Source organism: Pseudomonas sp. R1-7, from assembly GCF_051132105.1.
Taxonomy (GTDB): domain Bacteria; phylum Pseudomonadota; class Gammaproteobacteria; order Pseudomonadales; family Pseudomonadaceae; genus Aquipseudomonas.
The window spans coordinates 5,650,332-5,674,080 of the sequence record NZ_CP071661.1; the positions used below are offsets into that span (position 1 = coordinate 5,650,332).

At 63.4% G+C, this 23,749-nt stretch carries 30 protein-coding genes; 17 read left to right on the top strand and 13 right to left on the bottom strand.

What is annotated here, in order from left to right:
* Positions 1–27: 27 nt before the first annotated feature.
* From J3P79_RS25545 to J3P79_RS25610, 14 genes are all read left to right on the top strand, one after another.
* On the top strand, positions 28–603 hold the full coding sequence (locus J3P79_RS25545; RefSeq protein ID WP_434606636.1) for a DUF6436 domain-containing protein: 576 nt from the start codon (positions 28–30) through the stop codon (positions 601–603).
* A 406-nt stretch (positions 604–1,009) separates the two neighbouring features.
* Positions 1,010–1,933, top strand: a complete 924-nt coding sequence (locus J3P79_RS25550) for a sigma 54-interacting transcriptional regulator (RefSeq protein ID WP_434606639.1) — start codon at positions 1,010–1,012, stop codon at positions 1,931–1,933.
* 92 nt (positions 1,934–2,025) lie between these two features.
* Positions 2,026–2,235: a hypothetical protein gene (locus tag J3P79_RS25555; RefSeq protein ID WP_029612820.1), complete on the top strand. Its 210-nt coding sequence runs from the start codon at positions 2,026–2,028 to the stop codon at positions 2,233–2,235.
* 60 nt (positions 2,236–2,295) lie between these two features.
* On the top strand, positions 2,296–3,225 hold the full coding sequence (locus tag J3P79_RS25560; RefSeq protein ID WP_434606641.1) for a type III secretion protein: 930 nt from the start codon (positions 2,296–2,298) through the stop codon (positions 3,223–3,225).
* A gap of 28 nt (positions 3,226–3,253) precedes the next feature.
* Positions 3,254–3,628: a type III secretion system inner rod subunit SctI gene (gene sctI / locus J3P79_RS25565; protein ID WP_434606644.1), complete on the top strand. Its 375-nt coding sequence runs from the start codon at positions 3,254–3,256 to the stop codon at positions 3,626–3,628.
* Between the two features lie 13 nt (positions 3,629–3,641).
* Positions 3,642–4,517, top strand: coding sequence for a type III secretion system inner membrane ring lipoprotein SctJ (gene sctJ, locus J3P79_RS25570; RefSeq protein ID WP_434606647.1), 876 nt, complete (start codon positions 3,642–3,644; stop codon positions 4,515–4,517).
* A complete protein-coding gene (locus J3P79_RS25575; protein WP_434606649.1) occupies positions 4,514–5,101 on the top strand; it encodes a hypothetical protein in 588 nt (195 codons plus the stop codon). The genes sctJ and J3P79_RS25575 overlap by 4 nt, the downstream gene beginning before the upstream one ends.
* The gene (gene sctL / locus J3P79_RS25580; protein WP_434606652.1) at positions 5,079–5,660 is read left to right on the top strand and encodes a type III secretion system stator protein SctL; all 582 of its coding nucleotides are present in this window, start codon (positions 5,079–5,081) and stop codon (positions 5,658–5,660) included. The genes J3P79_RS25575 and sctL overlap by 23 nt, the downstream gene beginning before the upstream one ends.
* A 165-nt stretch (positions 5,661–5,825) precedes the next feature.
* Positions 5,826–6,050 carry a serine kinase gene (locus J3P79_RS25585; protein ID WP_434606654.1) on the top strand — a complete coding sequence of 75 codons (225 nt, stop codon included), beginning with the start codon at positions 5,826–5,828 and terminating at the stop codon, positions 6,048–6,050.
* Positions 6,037–6,462, top strand: coding sequence for a type III secretion system chaperone (locus J3P79_RS25590; protein WP_434606656.1), 426 nt, complete (start codon positions 6,037–6,039; stop codon positions 6,460–6,462). The genes J3P79_RS25585 and J3P79_RS25590 overlap by 14 nt, the downstream gene beginning before the upstream one ends.
* The gene (sctC, locus tag J3P79_RS25595) at positions 6,455–8,605 is read left to right on the top strand and encodes a type III secretion system outer membrane ring subunit SctC (RefSeq protein ID WP_434606658.1); all 2,151 of its coding nucleotides are present in this window, start codon (positions 6,455–6,457) and stop codon (positions 8,603–8,605) included. The genes J3P79_RS25590 and sctC overlap by 8 nt, the downstream gene beginning before the upstream one ends.
* Positions 8,602–8,811 carry an HrpT family type III secretion system protein gene (gene hrpT / locus J3P79_RS25600; RefSeq protein WP_434606661.1) on the top strand — a complete coding sequence of 70 codons (210 nt, stop codon included), beginning with the start codon at positions 8,602–8,604 and terminating at the stop codon, positions 8,809–8,811. Before sctC ends, hrpT begins: the two co-directional genes overlap by 4 nt.
* 6 nt (positions 8,812–8,817) lie before the next feature.
* On the top strand, positions 8,818–9,195 hold the full coding sequence (locus tag J3P79_RS25605; RefSeq protein ID WP_434606663.1) for a hypothetical protein: 378 nt from the start codon (positions 8,818–8,820) through the stop codon (positions 9,193–9,195).
* A gap of 10 nt (positions 9,196–9,205) precedes the next feature.
* The gene (locus J3P79_RS25610; RefSeq protein WP_434606665.1) at positions 9,206–9,655 is read left to right on the top strand and encodes a type III secretion system chaperone; all 450 of its coding nucleotides are present in this window, start codon (positions 9,206–9,208) and stop codon (positions 9,653–9,655) included.
* 67 nt (positions 9,656–9,722) lie between these two features.
* Here the strand turns inward: J3P79_RS25610 and J3P79_RS25615 are convergent, their stop codons facing one another.
* The 12 genes from J3P79_RS25615 to J3P79_RS25670 all read right to left on the bottom strand — a co-directional run bounded on the left by J3P79_RS25615 (position 9,723) and on the right by J3P79_RS25670 (position 20,727).
* Complete coding sequence (locus J3P79_RS25615) at positions 9,723–10,238, bottom strand: type III effector (protein ID WP_434606667.1); 516 nt, start codon at positions 10,236–10,238, stop codon at positions 9,723–9,725.
* A gap of 117 nt (positions 10,239–10,355) precedes the next feature.
* Entirely contained in the window at positions 10,356–11,456 is a 1,101-nt protein-coding gene (gene sctU, locus J3P79_RS25620; RefSeq protein ID WP_434606669.1) for a type III secretion system export apparatus subunit SctU, read from the bottom strand.
* A 15-nt stretch (positions 11,457–11,471) separates the two neighbouring features.
* Positions 11,472–12,269, bottom strand: coding sequence for a type III secretion system export apparatus subunit SctT (sctT, locus tag J3P79_RS25625; protein WP_434606671.1), 798 nt, complete (start codon positions 12,267–12,269; stop codon positions 11,472–11,474).
* Positions 12,269–12,523, bottom strand: coding sequence for a type III secretion system export apparatus subunit SctS (sctS, locus tag J3P79_RS25630; protein ID WP_039590378.1), 255 nt, complete (start codon positions 12,521–12,523; stop codon positions 12,269–12,271). The genes sctT and sctS overlap by 1 nt, the downstream gene beginning before the upstream one ends.
* A 9-nt stretch (positions 12,524–12,532) precedes the next feature.
* Positions 12,533–13,186 (bottom strand): type III secretion system export apparatus subunit SctR, encoded by a 654-nt coding sequence (gene sctR, locus J3P79_RS25635; RefSeq protein ID WP_039590376.1) that lies wholly within the window; start codon positions 13,184–13,186, stop codon positions 12,533–12,535.
* Positions 13,183–14,283, bottom strand: coding sequence for a type III secretion system cytoplasmic ring protein SctQ (gene sctQ / locus J3P79_RS25640; RefSeq protein ID WP_434606674.1), 1,101 nt, complete (start codon positions 14,281–14,283; stop codon positions 13,183–13,185). Before sctQ ends, sctR begins: the two co-directional genes overlap by 4 nt.
* Positions 14,280–14,840, bottom strand: a complete 561-nt coding sequence (locus tag J3P79_RS25645; RefSeq protein WP_434606677.1) for a type III secretion system HrpP C-terminal domain-containing protein — start codon at positions 14,838–14,840, stop codon at positions 14,280–14,282. The genes sctQ and J3P79_RS25645 overlap by 4 nt, the downstream gene beginning before the upstream one ends.
* The gene (locus J3P79_RS25650; protein WP_434606680.1) at positions 14,840–15,253 is read right to left on the bottom strand and encodes a hypothetical protein; all 414 of its coding nucleotides are present in this window, start codon (positions 15,251–15,253) and stop codon (positions 14,840–14,842) included. Before J3P79_RS25650 ends, J3P79_RS25645 begins: the two co-directional genes overlap by 1 nt.
* Entirely contained in the window at positions 15,240–16,598 is a 1,359-nt protein-coding gene (locus J3P79_RS25655) for a FliI/YscN family ATPase (protein WP_434606683.1), read from the bottom strand. Before J3P79_RS25655 ends, J3P79_RS25650 begins: the two co-directional genes overlap by 14 nt.
* Positions 16,595–17,488, bottom strand: coding sequence for an FHA domain-containing protein (locus J3P79_RS25660; RefSeq protein WP_434606685.1), 894 nt, complete (start codon positions 17,486–17,488; stop codon positions 16,595–16,597). The genes J3P79_RS25655 and J3P79_RS25660 overlap by 4 nt, the downstream gene beginning before the upstream one ends.
* A gap of 159 nt (positions 17,489–17,647) precedes the next feature.
* Positions 17,648–19,735: a type III secretion system export apparatus subunit SctV gene (gene sctV, locus J3P79_RS25665; protein WP_434606686.1), complete on the bottom strand. Its 2,088-nt coding sequence runs from the start codon at positions 19,733–19,735 to the stop codon at positions 17,648–17,650.
* Positions 19,732–20,727, bottom strand: coding sequence for a TyeA family type III secretion system gatekeeper subunit (locus tag J3P79_RS25670; RefSeq protein ID WP_434606688.1), 996 nt, complete (start codon positions 20,725–20,727; stop codon positions 19,732–19,734). The genes sctV and J3P79_RS25670 overlap by 4 nt, the downstream gene beginning before the upstream one ends.
* Between J3P79_RS25670 and J3P79_RS25675 the strand changes: the two genes are divergently transcribed.
* The 3 genes from J3P79_RS25675 (at position 20,726) to J3P79_RS25685 (ending at position 22,322) form a co-directional block, all read left to right on the top strand.
* Positions 20,726–20,986, top strand: a complete 261-nt coding sequence (locus J3P79_RS25675) for a hypothetical protein (protein WP_434606690.1) — start codon at positions 20,726–20,728, stop codon at positions 20,984–20,986. The two genes, J3P79_RS25670 and J3P79_RS25675, sit on opposite strands and share 2 nt — an antisense overlap.
* 191 nt (positions 20,987–21,177) lie before the next feature.
* Entirely contained in the window at positions 21,178–21,729 is a 552-nt protein-coding gene (locus J3P79_RS25680; RefSeq protein WP_039590363.1) for an RNA polymerase sigma factor, read from the top strand.
* Complete coding sequence (locus J3P79_RS25685) at positions 21,726–22,322, top strand: GNAT family N-acetyltransferase (protein ID WP_434606694.1); 597 nt, start codon at positions 21,726–21,728, stop codon at positions 22,320–22,322. Before J3P79_RS25680 ends, J3P79_RS25685 begins: the two co-directional genes overlap by 4 nt.
* 83 nt (positions 22,323–22,405) lie before the next feature.
* On the opposite strand, the gene J3P79_RS25690 is transcribed toward J3P79_RS25685, so the two are convergent.
* Positions 22,406–23,620 carry a cytochrome P450 family protein gene (locus J3P79_RS25690; protein WP_434606697.1) on the bottom strand — a complete coding sequence of 405 codons (1,215 nt, stop codon included), beginning with the start codon at positions 23,618–23,620 and terminating at the stop codon, positions 22,406–22,408.
* Positions 23,621–23,749 lie beyond the last annotated feature (129 nt).

The following is a 23,749-nucleotide window of genomic DNA, read 5'->3' on the forward strand; positions in this document are numbered from 1 at the left end:
GCTACGCGGCTTCAGAGGATCGACCCCATGCGCCCGTCCCATCGCACGACCTTGCTTGCCAGCCTCCTCGCCCTCACGTGCGCAATCGTGCTGTGGCTCGCCTACGACTGGTTCCAGGGCCGATTCCTGAGGACATTCAGCCAACACACGGCGGTATTTTCCGGCGACCCCTTGCGCCTGCCTCCCAACCTGGCCGGCCCGGGCGCGATCCGCCTGGTGCATTTCTGGGACCCGGCCTGCCCATGCAACGTTGGCAATCAGCAGCACCTCGCCGAGCTGGTCGATAAATACACACCGCAGGGCGTGGAGTTCTACGCAGTACAGAAAACCGGCAGCCAGGGCCGCCTGCCTGCCACGCTGAACAGCCTCAAGGCATTGCCGGCGCTCCCCGGTTCGGAACAGATTCCTGCCAGCCCCGCGGTGGCGATCTGGGACCGCAGCGGCAAGCTCGCGTATTTCGGTCCGTACAGCGAAGGCTTGACCTGCAACTCGAGCAATAGCTTCATAGAACCCATACTTGAAGCACTAAGTGTTGACCGGGAAGTTAACGCGACGCATACGCTGGCGGTCGGCTGTTACTGTCCGTGGCCGACTTCAAAATGAGCCAGATAAACTACGATACGTATTGCTTAGTTGCTTTCCCCCGATCACGCTAGTTGGAGCTATTACTCTTTTCTAGAGTCCTTGCTCGAACCGCGGGCCGGTACTGAACCGTTTGTCGGATCCAATTTTTCGAAAAGCTGCCGACCGACCGGCTTTTCTGCCCTGAATCCCCGTCAGACCGGACTTTTCGGGCTTTTCGGAGCGCTCTGACCATGGAGCTGAATCGTTTAACAACCGTCGGCGCAACGTGAACTTTTCTTTAATCGGTTCTCTAAACCCGTACAGAAGATGTTGGTTACCCGTTCGATTGCGCGGCGGCGCTAGATACCGAGGAAGATGTACACGCCCTTTTCATCGTTTTACTTGTCGACCCTCCTAAACCAAACAAAAAATGGAATCGTCAGTGATGCAAAAGTTGCTATGCGCTGCACTTTCCACTCCCACTAAAGAGGATGCTCTCAATCTTGAGGCATTTGCCCAGTGCGTGGCCCCGCTGGGGGTCGATGTGCTGTTGCGCGGCGAGACCGGTACCGGCAAGGATACGTTGGCGGAAAAAATCCATCGTATGTCTGGCCGCTCCGGCAAGTTCGTTGCAATCAATTGCGCCGCCATTCCCGAATCCCTCGCGGAAAGCCAGCTCTTCGGCGCCAATACCGGTGCGTTTACCGGTGCCAGCCAGAATCGCGCCGGGTTCGTCGAAGCCGCGCACAACGGCACACTCTACCTGGATGAAATCGACAGCATGCCGCTGGGGCTGCAAGCCAAGCTGCTGCGAGTCCTCGAATCGAGGACGGTGCAACGGCTGGGCTCGACCCAGAACATCCCGGTGGACATGCGGGTCATCGCCTCGGCCCAGAGCCCGTTGGCGGACATGGTCGAGCGGGGCGAGTTTCGCCGGGACCTTTATTTCCGCCTGAACATCATCAGCCTCAAGTTGCCGCCGTTGCGCAGCCGCAAGGAGCGCATCGTGCCGCTGTTCCAGTCCCTGGTGCGCCGTGAAGCCCAGGCCCTGGACCGACCCTACGTCGCGCCTTCGCCCGCGCTGTTGCGCCAGTTGCTCGGCTATGCCTGGCCCGGAAACATCCGCGAGCTGCAATCGGCTGCCAAGCGCTACGTGCTGGGCCTGCCGGCGCTGCCCCGCGCCGAGCAGCTGGAGAACAACAGCTCGACATTGAAATTGAAAGAACATCTGCAGCAGTTCGAAAAGATCCTCATCGAGGACTGCATGCGCCGCCACCATCACTGCATCGACAAAGTCATCGCTGAGTTGGGCATCGCCCGCCGCACGCTGTATTACCGGATGAAGTGCCTGCAAATATCGACGAGTTGAATGGATCGGTGGAACCGTTTTCCCAGCGGTCGCCACTCAATCGTCGAGACGTTCACGAGCGTCTTGCCATTCCACAATCCGGAGATACGACTATGAGTTTTGGTGGAGCTTCTCTCGCCGCCTCCATGGCAGCCATGCAGCAGATGGACGCCACCTCGGCGGCGATGACGACCATGAAATCCCAGTTCGACCAGCAGAAACTGGTTGCCGACACCATGAATGCCATTTCAGCGGAGTCGATGGACAGCGCGACCAAGGCCATCACCGCCATGGGGGAGGCATCGAAGAACATACGATTCTGACCCTCTCGCTCCAGCCCCCGCTCCGGCGGGGAACCTCATGCGCGTTGGAGAGGAGGCCCTATGCAGATCCATTCGCCAGACAGCCTTCGCATTGCCAGGGATTCGCTCGGTGACGAGCCGACGCCGCGCCACGCCTCGACAGCGCCTGGCCTGGCGAATCTGGTCGCCGAACACCTGACGCTGCATGGCGCAGGCAACCGGCTGCGGGAATCGCTCGTTCAATGGAGCAGTGAGCACGGCTCGACAGGCGGACAATCCCGGCCAGGCTTGCCGAGCCTGCAGGACAAATGGGCCGCACAGACCGAAGCGCCCTTGCACCTGGTGCTCGAAGATATCCTCGAAGAGATCAACGGCGGTACCGGCTCGACGCTCGATGTCGACAGCGACGACGCCTTCTCCGACGAAGACTTGTTGAACGATCTGGCGCAGATGCTCGCCCATCGCCGGCAACCCATCGGTGACAACGACGTCGACAGCCAGAGTGATTTCGGCAATGCCAACAACCCATTCTGCGGCGCGCTGTTCGGCGCCTGGGAGCTGGAAGGCGAGTGCGCCACGCGGCGAAATCGTCATGACACGAGCCTGGCGCTGCTGTTGAAGATCATCGCAGTGCTGGGCCGAAGGAAACTGCTGACGCTGCTGGACGTCGACGAAGACGCAGGCTTGGCGCGGTACGAGCAGGACGACCTGGATCTGCTGTTCGAGGTCGCGGAATTCATGGACCAGCACCCGGCGCGCTACCCACCACCGGCGAGCCTCGATGCACAGGAGTGGACATGGACCGAACGTATTGCCTGTGGCGCATGGCTGGACGCTCGCGAGACGCGACTATTCCAACTTGCCCTGGAAGAACTGGACCTCGCCCTGGCCCGCCTGGCCGGCCAGCACGCCCCGATACAGCGGAGCGGCCGACGCAATCGGGAAGAAATCGAATTTCACCTGAGCGTCACCGCAAGCACTCGCAACGTCTTGAGGCTGATGTACGCCTGAAGCCCCACTCTTAAACAGGAGAATATCCATGACTGTGCAAGCCATCGACACCACCGGCGTTGCATCCACCGCCACCAAACCCGGCAGCAGCCCGCACGCGCGGGCCGAGACCAGTGACGTCAGCTGGTTCAACGCGCAAATGCACGAAAAAGCCCCCACGCCAGACAGCGAAAACAACGTCGCGGCGAGGATCATCGATTCGCTGTCCAGCCGCTCCGGCGAGTTGCAGCGCCTGGAGGACCGCGCCAACCGGGACATGCTCAAGGCCATCCGCACCGCCGATCCCCAGGACATGTTGCAGTCGAACCGATCGCTGTCTTCCTTTCACCTGGAAAGTCTGATGACCGCAAAGATCGTCAGCAAGGGCTCCCAGGCGATCGAGAAGCTCACCAATCTCCAGTAAAGGGACGCCAGCCATGTTCGTGCGCGCATTCTCCCCCCTAGTGCTGTGCCTGTTGCTGGCCGGTTGCGACGAAAGGACCGCGCTGCACAGCCACCTTTCCGAGCAGGATGCCAATGAGGTGATCGCCGAGCTGGCGGACAAGAACGTGGAGGCCAGCAAGCAGGTCGACAAGGATGGCTTGACCGTGCTGGTCGAACCGGCCGACATGAACAGCGCCGTGCAAGTGCTGGAAGCGGCCGGGCTACCGCGAAGATCGCGCTCCAGCCTGGGGGAAATCTTCCGCAAGGAAGGGGTGATTTCCACGCCGATGGAAGAGCGTGCCCGCTACATCTACGCACTGTCCCAGGAGCTCGAATCGACACTCTCGCAAATCGATGGCGTGGTGCTCGCACGGGTCCATGTGGTCCTGCCGGAACGGGTCGCGCCAGGCGAGCCGGTGCAACCGGCATCGGCCTCGGTATTCATCAAGCACACCAGCGCGCTCGATCCCGACAGCATCACGCCGCGCGTGCGCAACCTGGTGGCCAGCGGGATTCCTGGCATGGCCGACGCCGCCCAGAATCCGACCAAGCTGTCGGTGGTCTTCGTGCCCGCCGCGGCTTATCAGGAACGGCGCAAGATGGCCTATTTCGGTCCGTTCCTGATGCAGGCCGATGACATCGGCTACTGGAGGGGCATGACCATGGCGGCCGGCATCACGTTGTTCGCACTTCTGGCGGGCGCCATGTACGGCCTCTACCGGTTGTGGCGCAACGGCGTGCTGGTGCTGCCGCGCTTTTTTGATCGCAAGGCCGGAACGCCGACGCCGCAACCGAGCGGCGCAACACCGTCCTTGTTTGCGGTGAAGAACCCGGCAGCCAAGCCTGACAGCAAGGGGACGGCAGCATGAAAACGGCGCTCGATTGGGTTCGCTGGTGGAGTCACGCATGGCGCGAAGCCGATCCAGACTGGTATCCGCCAGCGCTTCGCCTGTTGACCGCAGCACAAATGGACGCCTTGGCGCGAGGGCATCATGCTGCGCTGGCGCGCAGTTTCGGCATCACGCCCTGCACACCGCCGCAGCCCAATCCTTCGGTGCTGTCGCTATGCTGCGGCACGCCCCGAACCCTGGACCTTGCTTGTCAATTGGTGGCAAATACCTGTTCACCGCTAACGATATCCGATGAGCTCTGCGCACAGGACCAAGCCTGGTGCGAGCGCACCGCCAAAGCACTGCGCCCCGGTCATTGGCTCGAACAAGGCCAGGATTCCCTCGCACTGCTGCGCACCTGGCTGGGGGAGCGGACCTGGGAGCGGGCGCGCCTGGCCTTCCCTCGCAGCAGGATTGTCGCCCTCGAATCGCAACCCTCCCCGCAGCCGCCTGGCGCCAAGCTCAATACGCTTTGGCAATCCGCCTGCTGGAAAGCCGAGCAAAGCCTGGCGCCCTCCACCACCCCAACGGAGACTCACGATGCTCGCCCGGCGCTCGCTTGAACTACGCCCCGACGGTCAAGGTCTGCAACAGTCCTATATCCCTCGAGAAACCCTGGCCGACTGCGGCCGGGCGCAGGTTGTGCTCGAACAAGCCCAGGCCCAGGCCGCACAGCTGATTGCGCGCGCTGCCGAACAGGCCGACGCGGCAGTGATCGAGGCGCAAGCGCAGTTCTGGAAGAAAGCCGAAACCGTGCTCGCCGCCTGGGAAACCCAGCGCCAGGCCATGTGGGAACGGATCGAGACCAGCGCCGCGCAATTGGTCAACGAAGCCCTGGGGACGCTTCTGGAGGAGATTCCAGAGCAGTCACGCATCGATGCGCTCGTGCGTCAGCTTGCGACGCGCCAGGACGACCCCATCGAGGCCACCCTTCGCTGCCACCCCGCAGACCTGCCTCGCTTGACGCAAAGCTTGGGCACCGCTGGCGAACGTCCCTGGGCACCCGTGGCGGACGCCAACATGGATGTTCACCAGCTGAAGCTGGAGACGTCGGGGGGCACGTTCCTGCTTGATTGGGAAACAGCCGTCGAGGCCCTGCGCCTGCCTGAACCGCAGCGGTAGCACCAAGATCCCCGTGGCGAGGGAGCTTGCTCCCTCGCCACGGGATTGCACGCCCCTGAAGAACCGCGCGTCTGCCCTCCCGATCTTTTCCTCATTTTTCGCGGAACCGCCACTGGCGTAACCACCACTCATCCGGTGAATACGCCTACCTCGGAGGAACCGTCCATGTCTTCTATCGATGCCGTCCAGCGCCGCCTCGACACCTATTTCCAGCGCGCGACCGACAACGTCAACAATGCAGCAATGAATGCAGCTGAAACCCAATCGCTCGACGATATGCACTCATTCGTGACCAGCATGAATGGCATGTCGGTGGCGGTGAACGCGGCGACTCAACAAACCGCCGCCCACCACAATCTCGCCAAGGCGATCATCGATGCAATGCCATGAGCTGCGCTCACAGCTCGTCCGCTGGAGCGCCAGCGTCGATGGCCCGGAGCGTTTCGCCGTCGTCGTCGACGATGGCGAAGCCGCTTTCGACAAGCTTGAGGACGGCCTGCTGATATCGGTCGAGTTGAACGCCCCGCAAAGCAACGAAGCCTCTCTGGAGGACATTTTGCGGCTGGCGCAGCCAAGCCTCTCGCGATTTCCCGGAGCGCTGGCCCGCTCGCCCCAGGACGAGCGGTTATGGCTACTGGCGCAATTGCCGCCGGACGCCCACGTCGACGACCTGGTCGAGGTCCTCGAAGCGCTGCTCAACCAGCGGGATACCTGGCAATCGATTCTCCATAAAGAACAACGTGCCGTGGCGCGACGCCCCTCGCACTTTCACTTGCTCGGAACAGGAATCCGCCATGCCTAACAGGTGGCTTGCACCGTACCGCTCGATGGCCTCAGGCAAGGTGAACCTTGGCCGGTCGATCGCGCATCGCTGGACCAAAACCTCGCTGCTCGCGCTGGCGCTGGCTGCTGCCCTAGGCGCAGGCATGCCGGTCGAGGCGGCGGTCCCGACCGACTGGAAGAACACACCATACGCCTACGACGCGCAGAACACGCCGTTGCCCAAGGTCCTCGGCGACTTTGCCAATACCTTCGGCGTGCAACTGGTGCTCGACGGTACGGTGAAGGGCACTGTCGATGGCCGGATGCGCGCCGACAGCCCCCAGGCGTTCCTCGATCGGCTCGGCCTGGAAAACCGTTTCCAATGGTTCATATACGGCAACACCATGTACGTCAGCCCCTTGCAAAACCAGACCTCAAAGCGCCTGGAAGTGTCCGCCGACGCGGCACCGGACATGAAACAAGCCCTGACCGACATCGGCCTGCTCGACTCACGTTTCGGTTGGGGCGAGTTGCCCGACGAAGGTGTGGTGCTGGTCTCCGGCCCGGAACGCTACGTACGCCTGGTGTCGCGATTTGCCGAAGCGCGCAAGACGCCTGAAGAAAAGCAGGAAGTGATCAGCTTCCCGCTGCGTTATGCCACTGCCGCCGACCGCAAAGTCAATTACCGCGGCGATACGCTGGTGATCCCCGGGGTCGCGACTATTCTCAAAGGCCTGTTGGAAAGCCGCAGCGCGGTTTCGGGGGGAATGCAAGCCACTTCGCCGCAAGGCGCGTTCCAGAACATGCAGGCCCAGCAGTCCATGAGCATGGGCAACATCGAGCAGTTGGCGTTGAACGGCATGGGACGGCCGAACACCCATCGCGTGCAACCCGGAGGAAACACAAGTTCAGGCGGCCGGGGCCGGATCCGCGTCGAAGCCGATGTGCGCAACAATGCGGTGCTCATCTACGACTCACCCAAACGGCGGGAGATCTACACACCGCTGATTCGTGATGTCGACGTCCCACGCAAACTCGTCGAGATCGATGCAATCATCCTCGACATCGACCGCACCCAACTCGCCGAGCTCGCCTCCAACTGGAACGTCGAGAGCGGCGACCTGATCGGCGGCGCCTCGATGATTCGCCCTGGCGCCAGCTCGACGGTGTTCATCCAGGATTACGGCGACTTCTCCGCACAATTGCGAGCCCTGGAAGGTCGTGGCCTGGCCTCGGTGGTGGCGAACCCATCGGTGCTGACCCTGGAGAACCAACCGGCGGTCATCGACTTCAGCCGGACCGAATACATCTCCGCCATCGGCGAACGCGTGGCCACCGTCGAGCCCATCACGGCGGGCACCAGCCTGCAGGTCGTGCCCCACACCATCGAGACCGGCGGTCGCAATCAGATCCAGATGTTCCTGGACATCGAGGACGGCCGCATCGAACCCTCGGAGGTCGGCCAGCAGACGCCCAGCGTACGCCGGGGCGTGGTCAGCACCCAGGCCGTGATGGGTGAAAGCCGCTCGTTGGTGGTGGGCGGTTTTCATACCGAGGAAACCGGCGACAACCTTGAGCGAGTGCCGTGGCTGGGGCGCATCCCGCTGATCGGGCCGCTGCTGTTCTCGTCAACCACGCGCGAGACCAGCCGCCGCGAACGGGTGTTCATCCTGACGCCCCGCCTGATCGGCGACCAGGTCGACCCGGCGCGCTACATCTCCGCGCTCGACCGCGAACAGGTGGACAGCGCCATGGCGCGCCTGGAAGAACGCCGCAACGGCACCCGTCCCATCGGTCGCGTCGAGGTCAGCGATGTCTTGGCGCAACTGGCCGATGGCAACATCCCGGCGACGTTCAAGCAGGCCACCTCGATTCCTTACTCACCTGACACTCTGTGCGCGTTGCAACCCGGCTTGTCCCTGGATGCCGCCCGCGCCCAATGGTTCGCAGGCCCTGACTACGGCATCGCCGTGGGCGTGGTGCGCAATGACGGCGACCGGCGGTTGCGCTTCGACGAAGCGAGCTGCAGTACCCGCTGGACCTTGGCGAGTTCCGCCTGGCCGAAGGTGTGGCTCGAGCCCGGTGAAGAAACGGAAGTGTTCGTCGTCATGAAACAACCCAAGCGCACGCCAGGCGGCGGGCGCGCCTCCCTCTTGCAAACCAGTGCGAGGACCGCGCCATGAGTCGAACGCTGAAGCTGCTTGTCGTGTTGCTGAGCCTGCCGGTATTCGCCGGTTGTGCTAACCGCTGGGGCTGCGAGGGCGATGCCTGTGACCGCGCCGAACCCGACACCGGCCGCCTGGTGATCTGGTGGTCGCCGGGCATGCGCGGTGGCCTGGGCTCCCCCGAACACCCGCTCGACCACACGGTCGTTCCACTGGAGAACTGAAACGGTATGTCTTTTTCGGTACACAGCGTAAGCACGCGCCAGGCTTTTCAGAAAAACATCATCGCCGGCATCGCGACGTATTGGGAAATAGCCCCGGGCATCGAATTCTGCTTGCGACGCGAGCCCCACAGCGTGGGGTTGGCCTTGCAGGTACAAAGCCAGGCGCTGGGCGTCAATCAAGTCCAGCGTGCACTCGAACGCCGCTTCGCCCAGCCGAGTGACTATGCGCAGCTGTTCCTGTTTCTCGATCCGCAGCGGGCATTGGTGGTCTGGCAAGCGCTGCCCGAGGCGCCGATATCCTCGGAACTGCTCGATGAGATCCAGTCCAGGCAGTTGTCCCTGCTGGGCCTGGAGGACCTTGACGACTATTGCGTCACTTATTGAGGGAGGCTTCATGATGGCCACACCGCTCGCCCAACGCCTGATCGCGGCGCTGGCGGAACATCTGCATACCGATCTTCACCTGGAAGGCGGCGTGTGCGCACTGTATGACACGAATAATCGCGAGGCCGTGATCATCGAGCTGCCTGACCACGGCGACGTCGCCATCCTGCATTGTTCGATCGAGGTGCCCCTGCACATGCCCGGCCTGCACAAGCGCTTGCTGGAACTCAACTTTCGCCTGGACTTGCTCGCCGGCAGCTGGCTGGCCCTGGACGACCAGGGCAGCGTTCGATTGTGTGCCCACTGTCCGTTGTCGATGCTCGATGAAGCGCAGTTCTGCCATTGGATCGTGGGCTTCATCGCCCAGGTCGGCGAGGTGCGTACACGCTTGATAGCGTCCGCAACGCCAACGGCTTCACGTCCAGCCTCGCTCAATGCGAGCCGCCCGCGACTGGTCTAGACAGCGAACGTGGCGAGGGGATTTATCCCCTCGCCACGGACCGTTTCCTCCCAAGTCATTGCGGGTCTTACCGAAGCTTCATCGCCTCGCCCCCCTCCTGCATGACTTTACGTGCGGTGTCCATGAAGCCCTTGGTGACCTCCGTCACCGTATCGCTCATCAGCTTGGCCATGTCGGCGGAGCTTTTAACCAGCACCATGGCGCTCTGGCGCTCCTCCATTTGCATTTGCATGTCGAACTGCCTTTCCATCAATTGCTTTTGACGGGTCTCCATTTCATTCATGAACGAGTCGGGCGTGCGAGGTGCCGGCGTGGAGCTGGACCTTTGCGTGTCATCCAGCGGACGATCCTCGGCCCTTGCCGTGCGGTTCGCGCCCCGGGTGCGGGGCCGGCCACGTTGATGCACCGCAGGGGGCATCGACGACGAGCGCCCCCGCTCGTGCAGGCTTTGGGTGCCGGTGCGCTGCTGGGCCTCGCGAGGCTGCTGGCTCAGCGAGGGTGAGCGCGATGAGTGCAAGCCTTCGGTGCCATGCAGGGCACCGGTGCCCCTTATGGCGTTGGATAGCGGATTGGGTTCAGGCATGGGAAATCTCCACGAGTCGATGGGCGTGCAAGGTGCACTGTCGGCAAGCAGGCATCGCTCGGGCGAGCCTCGCTCCCTAGCTGAGTGGCGTCCCCCTGTGCAGCGGTTCCATCGTCCTCAGCGCTGGTTCAATTCGGGGATCTCGATCACGTCACCCTTGGCTTCGTCATCCAGCTCGCGCAGCACCCGATAGATGTGCGCAACGGCCTGGAGCGTCTCCCTCGGGATGTAACCACCTACGTCTTCGCGGTAAATCGTCCGCGCCAGCCAGATACATTGGATGACCGGGACCCGCGCCGCCTTCGCCCGTTCGATCAGCGCGCGGGCATCGGCATCGACCCCTTTGGTGATCAACTGCGGCAACGGCGTTTGTTCCGGTCGGTAGAACAGTGCGACGGCGAAGTGAGTGGGGTTGACCACCACCACGTCGGCCTCCTCCACCGGCTTGGTTTCCTTGCTGGCGGGTTGGTCAATCAATTGCCGGGCCAGGCTGCGGCGGTGCATCTTGACGTGGGGGTCGCCCTCCATTTCCTTGAATTCCTTGCGCACCTCTTCCTCGCTCATGCGCAAGCGCTTGGCGAAGAAATACTTCTGCAAGCCGAAATCGAGAACCGCCAGCACCAGCAACACGCCCAGGCAGATGTGCATGATGTGCCGGAACAAGCCGGCAAGCCCGCGCCAATAGCTGTTGAGATCTCCATTGACCAGACTGATCAACGACCCAAGGGCAGGCATCGTCACCAGGTACAGCACACTGGCAATGAACACCGCCTTGACCAGCCCCATGAACAGTTGGATCAGCGCCTGGGCGGAAAACATCTGCTGGGCCTGGTTCAACGGATTCAAGCGATTCGGATCGGGCTGAAGGGCCTCGGGCGCGAACAGGAAGCCGAACTGCACCCAACCGGCGATCAGGCGCGTGGCAATGGCCAGCCCCACGGTCATCAATGTGAAACTCAGTAGCACGCCGCCGGCATGGGCCAGGGTTTCCTCGAAGGCGCGGACAAAGTCGCCATCGAGCCGGTGCAGCGGGAACGCGACCATGTCGCCCAGCGCCTGCATGCTGTTGTCGGCCTGGGTCAATGCCACTTCGGTGACCGCCGTGAGCACGAGCAAGCTGCTCAGGTCCTGGCTCTGGCCGACCTGACCTTTCTTGCGGGCGTCGCGGATTTTTTTCGGCGTCGCCTGCTTGGTCTTTTCGCCGCTGTCTTCGCTCATGAACGAGCCCCTCCTTCAGGGCGCCGGCACTAACAGATGCAGCAGATGACGGATCTCGCCGTATCGGCTGAGACGGCCGGTCATCGCGTCCCACAGCGTGGGCAGGTAGAACAGCAGGAAGCCCAGGCCGACCAGGCTCTTGGCCGGCATGGCCAGGACGAACACCTGCAATTGCGGGCTGTATAGGCTCAGCAAGGCCAGGGCGAACTCCACCAGCAACAGCAAGCCGATGAAGGGCGCTGCGTAGAGCATCATGTGCATGAACATCTCGCCGAGCAGCCCGAGAAACACGCCGAAGCCATCCGCGCCGGGCAACGGAAACCAGACCGTGGGCGACCACACCAGGTAGCTGTCCCAGATCACCTGGGTCAGCGTGCCGATGCCGAGAGTGGCGACCAGCAACAGGATGGTCATTTCCTTGAACAGATGGCCCAAGGGCGTCGTGTCGGTGCCGAGCGCCGGGTTCAATTGCCCGCCGATGAGCGCGCCACGCTGGTTGTCGAGCAAGGCCCCCACCGACTCGTAGAGCCAGAACGGCATCGCCAGCAGCACGCCCAGCAGCAGGCCCAGCAAGACCTCCTTGAACATCAGCCCGCCCAGGGTCAGCCAGTTGGCCTGGGCATCGATCAACGCCTGGCGAATACCCGGCGCGGGCAGCATGCCCAGGGCAAACACCACGGCGTGGCGTGGCAAGCCTCGCAGGTGCTGGAAGCAGAACACCGGAACCAGGTACGCCACCGGATAAATGCGCGCCATGCCGAGGGCGATCGACAGCAGCAAGTCGAAATAGGGAACGAACGCCTGGGCCGTCATCAGGTGCTGGCCATCAGTTCAAATGCCCGGCGTAGCAGCCCCAGCAACTCGCCGCCGATCCAGCGACCGGTGAACAGCAAGGTCAACCCGACGGCCACCAGCTTGATACCGAAGGGCAAGGTCTGGTCCTGGATCTGCATCAAGGCCTGCACCAGGGAGGTCAGCACGCCGACGATTACCGCCACGATCAAGGGCGGTGCGGAAAGCAGGACCACCAGCAACATGCCCTCCTTGAACAACGTCAGCGCGTCCATCGCGGGTCCTCAGAGATAGGAGTAGAAAAGACTGTCGAGCAGTTGCGTCCAACCCTGCACGAGGACGAACACCAACAGCTTGAGCGGCAACGAGATGGTCATCGGCGCGACCATTTGCATGCCCAGCGCCAGCAGCAGGTTGGACACGATGAGGTCGATGACGATGAAGGGGATATAGATCAGGAATCCCATCTGGAAGCCTGCTTCGAGCTCCGACAACATGAAGGCCGGGATCAGCAGCATCAGGTCGTCGCGACTGGCTTGCTCGGCACGCTCCTTGGGCCACATGCGCTGGGTGTTTTCCAGCAGATGGGCGAGGATGTCCGGGTTGGTGTTGCGCGACATGAAGGCCTGCAACGGCTTTACCGCGTTCAAGGCAGAACCTTGCAGCGCCTCGGTGTTGCTGAAATCCAGGGGGCGCTCCTTCAGCTCTTCGGCGATGTCATGGCCGACCGGTGCCATGATGAACAGTGTCGCGGCCAACGCAATGGCATACAGCGCCATGTTCGGCGGCACCTGCTGCACACCGATGGCGTTGCGGGTGATGGTCAGCACGATGGCGATCTTGAGGAAGGCGCTGCAAATGATCAGCAGCAGGGGAACCAACGAAATCCCGCCGATGAACAGCGCCAGCAAAAAGGGGTCGACCCCCTGGAAGCTCATCCAGCCACATCCACGCGAGTGATTTGCAGGCCGAGCCGGCCATCCACGTCCACCAATTCGCCATGGGCCAGGGCACGTTCGCCATGGAACAACGCTGCCGTGCCCGGCGCCACGCCCTGGACCTGCAGCACCGAACCGGGGGCCAGGTTGCGCAGCTCGCCCAGGGCCAGGCTCAAATGACCACAACGTATCGTCAGGGCCAGGGGCAGGTCATCGAAGCGCTCGCCGACGGTGGCCGGCTGGTGGCCCGGCGCATCGGCGTCTTGCACGTGCGCATCGCCAGGTAATGGGTAATCCGCCGCCATGGGCGCTTCGGCGTCGGGTTCGTAGCCGGTGGTGTCGTCCCACTCGGGCGTCAGGATGTCGGTGTCGGCGGTGGTGCTCATATCGGTTTCCTCCAGGGCGAGCAAGGTCAGGCGCAACGGCGCGGCACGGTCGTGGACCCGCACCTGCAAACAATGCCGGCCCAGGCGAATCAGCCCCTGGCCGGATGAATCGAACAGCGCGGATTCCGGCACCAGCACGTCACCGGGGCGCAGCGCAGCCAACTGCCCGGCAGCCAATGCCAGGTGCCCCAGCGGCAGCGGGACATTCAGCAGAACTTCCTCGTCCCAGGGCGCCAACCGCCGCTGCCAGGGCGCGGCGCGGAGCAGGCCCAGCAAGGTTGCTCCGCCGATGTGCAAATGGTTCGTGACATACGCCGCGCCCAGTTGAACGTCGATCCTGCAGGCAATGCCCTCGGCCACCGGTGCGGCGAGCGGCCGGAGAAAACCGAACGCCTGGCGCAAGGGCTCGCTCAGGGTTTGCTGGAACAGCGCCCAGAACCAGGCGTCATCCGAGCCCGGCGCGGCAGGCATGACCACCGGGCACTCGCCGAACAAGCTGAGCAGCGGGCCGGGCTCGTCGAGGGCCAGGACACCATGGGCGCATTCCAGCCCATACGGCGCACCTTCCCCAACGCCGTTCCCCAGGGTCAGATGCACAAGACCTGCTTCACCGGCCACCTGAAAGGGCAAACTGACGCCCGCTCCCAACAGCTGCCGGGCGGTGGCGTCGTCGCCGCTCATCGTTGGCAACGTCAATGCCTGTACGTTCATGTCACGCTCGCCTCGTCTTCGTCGGTAACACGTACCGTCACCGGTTGGCCCAGGCTCTGGGCCAATGCTTCTTCAAGGCGTCCGGATCGACTCGACAGCCGCGCACGCGCGCCTTCGGTTTCGCCACTCAGGCCGATGTCCCAGCCGGACGCCCCGCCCAACCGCTGCGCAGAGACCCTGATCCGCCCCAGATGGGGAAGGTGCAGCAGCAGGTCCAGTTGCTGCTCGACCGTCGCTCGCAGCCGTGGCGACAGCTGGTCGACAAAGGCTTCCACTTCGCCGCTGTCCTGGCCCACCAACCCCGACAGGGAACCGGTGCCAGCGGTGTCGTCCTCGCAGCCGCCTTGTGGTGCATCGACCCACTGGCGAAACCAGTAGCCATCGCTGCGCTCCGCCATGGGTTCCGGGTCGTGCCCGGTTGCAGGCGCAGACTCGCGCGCGGCCGGATGGTTGGCCCGGCTCACCTGTGCCGGCAATTGTTCATACGCCCGAGGGGCGTGACGAACGGGTGGCGAGAGAGGGGATGTCGATTCACCGCGCAGGGTGCGTTCATTCATCACTGGAGGCCTCCCACCAGGTAGTCCATCATGGCGCTGAGCTTTTCCAGGTCGCGCCTGCGCCCTTGCAACCGCTGCCGGGCGGCTTCGGTGCTGCGCGCCTGTTGCGCCTGTTCCTCGTCGAGCGCCTGCAAGGCCCGCGCTTGCTCGGCCAGTTCGCCGATCAGGCGTCGCTCCTCGGTGCTCCAGGCATTGAGCTCACACACACTCAGCGCACGGCCGCGGTGTTCGCCGTACAACGCCTCGCGCTGCGTCACCTGCTGTTCGCTCGCGGCCTGCCAGCGCACCCGCGCGGCGGCGACCGCTGCTTCACGCTCGCGCAACAGGTCGCGCTGTTGCCGCCAAGCCCGTTCGGCTTGCGCTTCGCGGTGCCGACGCACCGGCGCCAGGGCGTCCAGATCAGCCCGGGACATAGGCGGTCAACTGCTGGAGATGGGCGAACGTCGCCGCAAACGGCTCCGGCTCGCGCAGGTCCTGGCGCAGGAAAGCGTCCAAGGCGCTGCGCGATTCCACCGCCAGGTCGGTCAAGGGATCAGCGCCGGCCTGGTATTCGCCCAGGCGCAGCATCAGTTCGATTTGATCGTAGGCCGAGAGCAAGCGGCGCAGGTTGATGCCCGCGCGCAGGTGCTCGGCGTCGGCCACGTTGGCCAAGGTCCGCGACAGGCTGGCGAGCACGTCGATGGCCGGGTAGTGACCGCGTTCGGCGAGTTTGCGCGACAGGACGATGTGACCGTCGAGCAGCGAACGCACTTCGTCCGCCACCGGGTCGTTCATGGAATCCTGTTCGATCAGCACCGTGTACAACGCGGTGATCGCGCCGTCATTGCTCAGCCCGGCCCGCTCCACCAGGCGCGGCAAAAGGCTGTAGACCGAAGGAGGCAAGCCGCCGCGTCCCAACGGCTCGCCGGCGGCCAGGCCGATTTCCCGTTGCGCACGGGCGAACCGGGTCAGCGAATCGATGAGCAGCAGGACGCGTCGGCCCTCGGCGCGAAAGCCCTCGGCCAACGCCGTGGCGGTGAATGCCGCGCGGGCGCGCTCCATGCTGGAACGGTCGGACGTGGCGCACACCAGGACCGCACGGGACCGCAGTTCATCATCCAACTCATGGTCGAGGAATTCGCGCAGCTCGCGCCCCCGTTCACCGATCAAGCCGAAAACGATTACGTCGCAGTCGACGTTGCGGGCGATCTCCGCCAACAGCGTCGTCTTGCCGCAACCGGCGCCGGCAAACAATCCCACACGCTGGCCTTCGCCGAGGGTCAGCGCTGCGTCGATGGCCCGCACGCCTGTCATCAGCGGCCGCTGGATGCGCGGCCGTGCGGTCGGCGGCGGGGCTTCGCCGATCACTTGCGAAGCATGCGGCACTTGAGGTCCGGCGAACGCACCCACGCCACCGTCCAGCAGAGGCCGACCAAAGCCATCCAACACCTGGCCCAGCAATTGCGGCCCGACGACCACCCGATGCGGCATGCCCAACGGTTCCACGGCCGCGCCGACACGAACGCCTTCCAGGCCGCCCAGGGCGCTGAGCAAGGCGTCGTGACGGTCGAAGCCGACGATCTCGGCCAGCAATGGCTCGCGTGCATCACGCTCGACTTGGCAGAGGTCACCGATCTGCGCCCCTGGCAGCCGGCATTGCAGCAAGATCCCGCTGACCCGCTGCACCCGTCCACGCACCATGACCGGCGCGAATCGGCGCAGGCGTGCCCGCTGCCCGGCCTCCCAAGTCTCCAAACGGGCGATAGCGGCTTGCATCACCAGGTGACCTCGTAGCGTTGCTCGCCTTCGAAAGTCACTTTGCCGCTGTCGATGGCGGTCAGGCGCAGACCATCGATCTGATCCCCCAGGAACAGCCGGCGCCCATCGGAGGTGACGACGTGTCCACGCTTGCCGCCGACAATCTGGGCGATCTGAAACGGTAGCTGCGTCAGCCGTTCCTTGACGTTGGCGGTGATCTCGACCGACGTATCGTAGCGAGCATGGAAACGCTCCATCAGCCGCTCGACCACCGCGAGGCGCTGGCGCGGCAGCTCGCCCACCAGCGCCAGCCGACCGTCCTGTACCTCGGTCCGCACATTGGCATCCAGGTCCCGTTCCTGGAGCATGCGATCCAGCTCCAGGCGAACCGCCTCCACCGTGTCCAAAGCAGCCTTGGCCTGCTTGTGCTGCTGCACCGCACTGGGCGCCACCGTCGGTGCCGGTTGGCTGGTAAAGGCCCAGGCGCTGGAGGCGACGGTGATTACCGCCACAGCGGTTCCCAAGCGCTTGGGCCATGACGGCCGCGCTGCAGGTTTCTGGGCACCGCGCTCGATTGTCAGGTGCGCAGCATCATCCAGGGCCGCGTCTTCGGGCCAAGGTTGGTCGGCGGGAGCCAGGCACAGCCAGATGCCGGCGACGGAAAAAGGCGCGTTGCCTGGCAACGGCCCGGGCGAAGCCCAGGGTTGGCCTTGCCCGTCACACACCGCGCCTTCCAGCGCTTCCAGCAGCCATTGGCCCTCGACCTGTCTGAGAGCCGCGTGACGGCCGCAGACCCCCGGGTCGTATAACGCCAGGTCGGCATCCTCGGCCGCCCCGACCACCCATTGCTCACCTACCAGTGGCAACGCCGCACCTCGGTGCAGACCACTCAATACACGCAGCTCGAACATGGCCAACTCCTCAAGGCGCGACAGGTGTGCGCCGGCAATCCGCTTGAACGACGGGGCACGGGTGGCCCTCGTCCACTGTCACAGCCAGGCCAGTGAACGCGCCTGGATTCACATCGTTACGCGCGGCAGCGCTGTTTGCGTGCCAAGGGGAAAGACCCGTCATGCGGCCTCCTCGATTTGCAGTTTTTCCTGCTCCAGATCAAAGCGTCCCAACACGGTGACCTGGGCATTGCTGTGCAACTCGCTGAAGGCAAGCACGGGCACGTGGTTGAATTCGTCACGCAGCAGATCCCGCAGCGGTGCGCGCAAGTCCTGCGCCACCAACAGCACCGCCGTCCGCTTGGCCCGCAGCGGGAAACCTTCGCGCAGTTGCAGGACCAGGGCGCGGGTGTGCACGCTTTCCAGGGCAAAGAAGGTTTCCGTCTGGGTCTGGCGCAGCGCGTCGCGCAGCAAGCCTTCGGTCTCCGGCGTCAGCAGCCAGACGTGCAGGCCGTCTTCATCGCGGTACTGGTGGTAGATCTGTGATTTGAGGGCGATGCGTGCGTAGTCGGTCAGCGCACCGACGTCGCGCTCGTGCTGCCCATGCTCGATCAATGACTCGGCAATCAGGCGCACCGCCCGCAGCGGCACGCCTTCGCCCGCCAGGCGTTGCAGCACGGCGGCGAAACGGGCCAGCGGCATGGTCCTCTGCAGCTCCTGCACCAGCTCTGGCTGCCCGGCTTCGAGCCAGCTGAGAATCGACTTGCTCTCCTGCAAGCCGAGGAACTGCGGGCCGGTGGCAAACATGGCGCGGCTCATGCGTTCCACCAGCAGCTCGCCCGCCGGCACCGCTTCCACCCGCTCGTCCGCCAATAACGGGTCGCCGGGCGCCAGCCATAGCCATTGATGCTCGTCGCGCACCTCACTGCCGACCTGGGCATCCTGCGGTTCGAACGGCAGCGGCCCGCGCGCAACGGCCACGCGGTCACCAAAGGTGGCTCGCAACATCGGCACCTCATGCACGCAGAAGCGGAACTCGTCGTCTTCCAGCAGCGCGCTGTACTCGATCTCGAACGGCGGCAAGGTCAAGCCAAACCCGGCAACCAGCGCGTTGCGCTTCTTGCGGATCGCCTGGATGACATCTTCGGCGGCCGGGTTGCCTTGCATCGACTTGGAAAACTGCAAGAGATACGCACGGGTCGGATCGAAGCTGCGCAGGTCTTCGGCGCCATTGTGTTCCGGCGTGACGGTCACTTCAGGTTGTTCGCCTTCGCGAGCCTTTCGCGCGCGACCATACAGCTGGATGATGCCCGCCGTGCCGGTGATCACGGCAATGACGATGAATACCAGCGTCGGCATGCCGGGCAAGGCGGCGAAGCCGAGCATGCCTACCGAAGCGATCACCCAAGCCTTGGGTTCGGCGGTCAATTGCTGCGCGATTTCCTTGCCGACGCTGCTGCCCGCCGGCTGCCCTTCCGGCGACACGCGGGTAATGATCATGCCGGCGGTGAGGGAAATCAGCAGTGCCGGAATCTGCGCGATGAGGCCATCACCGATGGTCAACACGGCATACAAGTGCATCGAATCGGACGCGCTCATATCGTGCTGGACCATGCCGACCGAGAAGCCACCGATGAGATTGATCACCACGATTACCAGGCCGGCGATAGCGTCGCCCTTGACGAACTTCATCGCGCCGTCCATCGCGCCGAACAGTTGGCTTTCCTTGTTCAATTCTTCGCGACGGCGGCGGGCTTCGCTGACATCGATCAGGTTGGCCCGCAGGTCGCTGTCGATGGACATCTGTTTGCCCGGCAAAGCGTCCAGCGTGAACCGCGCCGCCACTTCAGCGACCCGCTCGGAGCCCTTGGTGATCACCAGGAAGTTGACCACCGTCAGGATGAGAAAGATGACCAACCCGACCGCAAGATTGCCTCCGACCACAAAATTGCCGAACGCCTGGACAATATGACCGGCGTCGCCCTGGAGCAGGATCAGCCGCGTGGTCGCCACCGACAGCGCCAACCGGAACAGCGTCGTCAACAGCAGCACCGCCGGAAACGACGAGAACGCCAACGGTCGCGGCAGGTACAACGAGAGCACGATCAGCAGGCAGGAAATGCAGATGTTGATGGCGATCAACGCATCGACCACCGACGTCGGCAACGGCAGGATCAGCATGAACACGATGCCGAGGACCACAAATGCCCCGGCCACTTCGATACGCCGCACCGCCGCGTTGGCGACCTTGTTCAGCAGGGCGATCATGACCGCGCTCCAATGACCGGTTCGGCGGTCTGTCCGCGGGTTTCACCACGGGAACGTTCATCGAGCAGCACCAGCAGATTCTTCAGCGCGGTCTGGCGGCTTTTCGCGTCACGCCAGAGCGCCAGCGGCAACCGCTTGAGCAACGGGTACAAGCCGTTCAGGGAGACCAGTTGATCGCGCTCCTGGTCGCCGCCCAATTCACGGCCGATGCGACGCACTTCTGCCGAAGACAGGCCGCTGCTGACAAACCCGAGCATGCGCTGGAGCAGCAACACAGCAGTGAGTTGGCTCGTCGGGCAGCTGTAGGCCAGTTGCTCCAGCAGGCGCCGGCAGCTTTGCAACACGCTGCTCAGTTGTGTCGACGCCGCCAGGCCGATCAGCAGTGTGCGCAGCAGCGCCGTAGGCCGGGAAGGCGCATGGGCGGCGATGTCGTCAGCCAATGCGCGGCGCATCATGTCCAGCCCCGACACGAACGAGGCTTCACCGAACAGGCCCAGCAGTGCCTGCATCATGGTGGGCAATGATTGCTTGAGCACCACGGTGTCGTAATAAAGGCGCCGTACCGCCTGGCGCAATTCAGGATCGCCGCCGGAGGCACGCAAGGCCTCGGCGATGTTCATGCCCGCCTGGATCTGTGCCCCATATCGCTCGCGCAAGAGTTGCAGATAGTCACGAGCACGCTTGGCTTCGACGAGACGGCCCTGCGCCTCGGCGTCGAGCAGTGCCTGCTTGAGGATCAGGTCGGTGCGGGCCGGATCACCGCCCGTGGATTGCACCAATTCTTCAAGCACCGGCTGGCCGTTGAGCAACACGCCGGCCTGGGCCGCCATGGCGCTCAAGCTCTGCTTGCCGGGATGGCCGAGTTGGTCGTACCACTCTTCCAACTGCTCACGGGTCTCGACCCGCACCTGACCCACCTCGCTGCGGGCGTTGCGGATGCGGCGCTGGCTCAGCGCCTTGGTGTTGCGTTCGACATGATGGCTGAAGGTCATGCCGACCTCCTCCATCGAACTGGACTGGGCGGCCTGCGACGATTCCACAGGCCTGCCAATGCCCGCGACCGCCGATGCGGCCTGGGCGAGATTGACGGCAATGTGCGCGTTTGTCGGGGCTTCTACTTTCATGATGACCGGGAGCGTGGTTTCGGACGCTCAGTGGGTGGCGGCGATCCACCTTTCGGTTCCATCGTCGCCACGCACTTTTTCGAAGCGAACGGCGGTGTTCACCATCGGCGCTGTTTCGAGGACTTGACCGGTGCAATTTCATGCAGTGGACTCCAGGGACGCCGTGCATGGCCTTGCACAAATAGAGCAATAGCACTAACAAAAAACACTTATTTTTCAGTTAGATAGCCCATAAACACGGCTTGGCACAGGTCCTGCTGAAGGGGGAATGTCGACAGACGGGTCGACACCATGGAACCCATTCAGAGGGATTTATTGATGAACAGCCTGAACCTTATGCTGCCCCCGCAAACCTCACCGACACGCCCCAGTGCGCCAGGTGTCAGCTTCGGCGAGGAGCGCAAGCTGCGTCTGTTTGTGCAAAAGCGCGTCCTCAATCAGGACGACGCCGACGACATCATCCAGCTCACGTATCTGGAAGCCTGGCGCAACCAGGAGAAATTCAAGGGGTTGGCCAAGCCGGACACCTGGCTGTGCGGCATCGCCTTGAACCTGATCCGCAATCACTTCCGCCGCTTCTATGCGCAACCGCCGCTGAGCACGTTCGATGAAAGCGATTTCAACGAATCCAGCGAGGACATCGACCTGAGTGAACTGTGCGATAACCATCGGCTGCTGGACCGCACGTTGTTGGCGATGGACGCGCTGCCCAAGGACATGCGCGACACCTTGTGGACCGCCGTGGACACCGAAAGCAGCTACCGCGATGCCGCCGAACGGCTTGGCGTGCCCATCGGCACCGTGCGCTCACGGTTGTTTCGCGCCCGTGAACAACTCAAGCGAAGCGTCTATGGAGAAGCCCGGCCATGAACAACAATCGTTTGAACAGCCGACCCGACCTGCCACGCGGCGTGCGCCGCTATACGCCCGACGACCTGCCGGTGATGACGGATATCTTCAACGAAAGCGCTCTGGGGGGAACCAGCTCTCCTGTGCTCAGAGCGTTTTCCCTGAAGGAAATGACGTTTTTCGTCGATTGCTTCGTCAAGGAAGGTGATCCGATCTACGTACTCGAACGCGGTGGCGAGGTCGTCGCCTGGCTGATCGTCAATCGCTTCTGCTGGGGGGCCCAGGCCTGTCGCCTGACCGGTGAGGTGTCGATCTATGTGCGCAACGACCACATCGGCAGCGGCGTCGGCATTCGCCTGGGCCAGGCCGCCGTGGTCCTTGCCAGGCAGTATGGTTTCGAGACGCTGGTGGCCTGGATCATCGAGCACAACGAGGCGAGCAAGCGTGGCGTACAGGGGTTGGGCGCGACGCAATGGGGACGCTTTCCGGGGATCGCCCGGTTCGCTGACAAACGTGCGGATGTGGTGCTTTACGGGCTGCACCTGATACCCATCGAAACCACACCCATCACCGCTTCAGCGCCTGCGCAAACACGGGAGGCCAGCCTGGCGTGAGTTCGCGGCTCGTCCGGCAGCCTGTCGGACGAGCCGCATCATTCATCGGCTTTCAGGCCCATGCCATTTTTTGCACAGCCTTATCAATCCACCGACCAACACACCGGCAACGCATCCGGTCCTCGGAAGTTGGGCACATAGCGCCAGTGCACAGCGGCTGGATCAACGGCCAGTCGCAGACCCGGACAGCGCCGCAGCAACGTATTCAACGCAATTTCCAACTCCTGGCGGGCCAAGGATGCCCCCAGGCAATAATGCGTGCCCTTGCCGAAGGACATGTGCGGGCAGGCCGGGCGCGTGACGTCGAGCGTGTCGGGATTGGCACACATCGCCTCGTCGCGATTGGCCGACCCCACCACCGCCACCAGCAACTGGCCCCGCTGCAAGCGCTGCCCTCCCAATTCAGTGTCCTGGGTGACGAAGCGGACCATCGCCCGCTCCACCGACGAGTCATAACGCAAAATCTCCTCGACCGCGTCCGTCATCAGCGCTGGCTGATCACGCAAGCGGGCAAGGGCCTCGGGGTGCTGCAAGAGCATGTGCACGGCGTTGCCGATCATCGACGCCGATGTTTCGTGACCCGCGATGATCAGCAACGCGATCATGCTGCACAGCTCGCTTCGACTGAGCCTGCTGCCCTCTTCCTCGACCTGGGCCAGGGCCGAGACCAAGTCATCGGTTGGCTGGGCACGGCGCTGGTCGATCAAGGCGAGCATGTAGCCGGCAAATTCGTTGTAGCAGCGCTGCAACTCGCTCAGGTCATGGCCCACCTGCCGGACGATCAGGTGGGACCAGCGTCGAAAGTCCTCACGGTCCTGGGCAGGTACACCGAGCAGTTCGGCGATGACCGTGATGGACAAGGGAAAGGCATATTCGCTCACCACATCCATCCGCCCGCCCGGTTGGACGGCGTCGAGCAACGCCTCTGCGATCTGTTCGATACGCGGCCGCATGGCGTTGACCGCCTTTAACGTGAAAGCCTTGTTGACCAACCTACGCAGCCGGCGATGGCTTTCCCCGTCGCGGTTGAGCATGTGGTCGTTGAGAAATGCGATGGACTGCTCGCCACCGAGCATCGCCGCGAACCGTGGATCGATCCGTGACGGATCACGGGCAAAACGCTCGTTGTCCAGCAGCACCTCCTCGACTTCCCGGGCACCGGTGACGTACCACATCGGCAACTGCCCTTCGGGCTGGCTGAGGAACACCGGGGACGCTTGGCGCAACGTCGCATAGTGCCGATAGGCCTCGCCGCGAAACGCGTCGCTGTTCAGGTCAAGGGTACGCTCGTAAGGCATGGACATTCTCCGGAGGCAGGAATCGATGCTCTTGAGTGGCTGGGCTCGGCAAAAAAGATCCCTGTGCAAGACTTCCGCTGGGTCAATGAACCGTTTCCCCAGCCCCCGTCACTCAAGGAAGAACCCCAA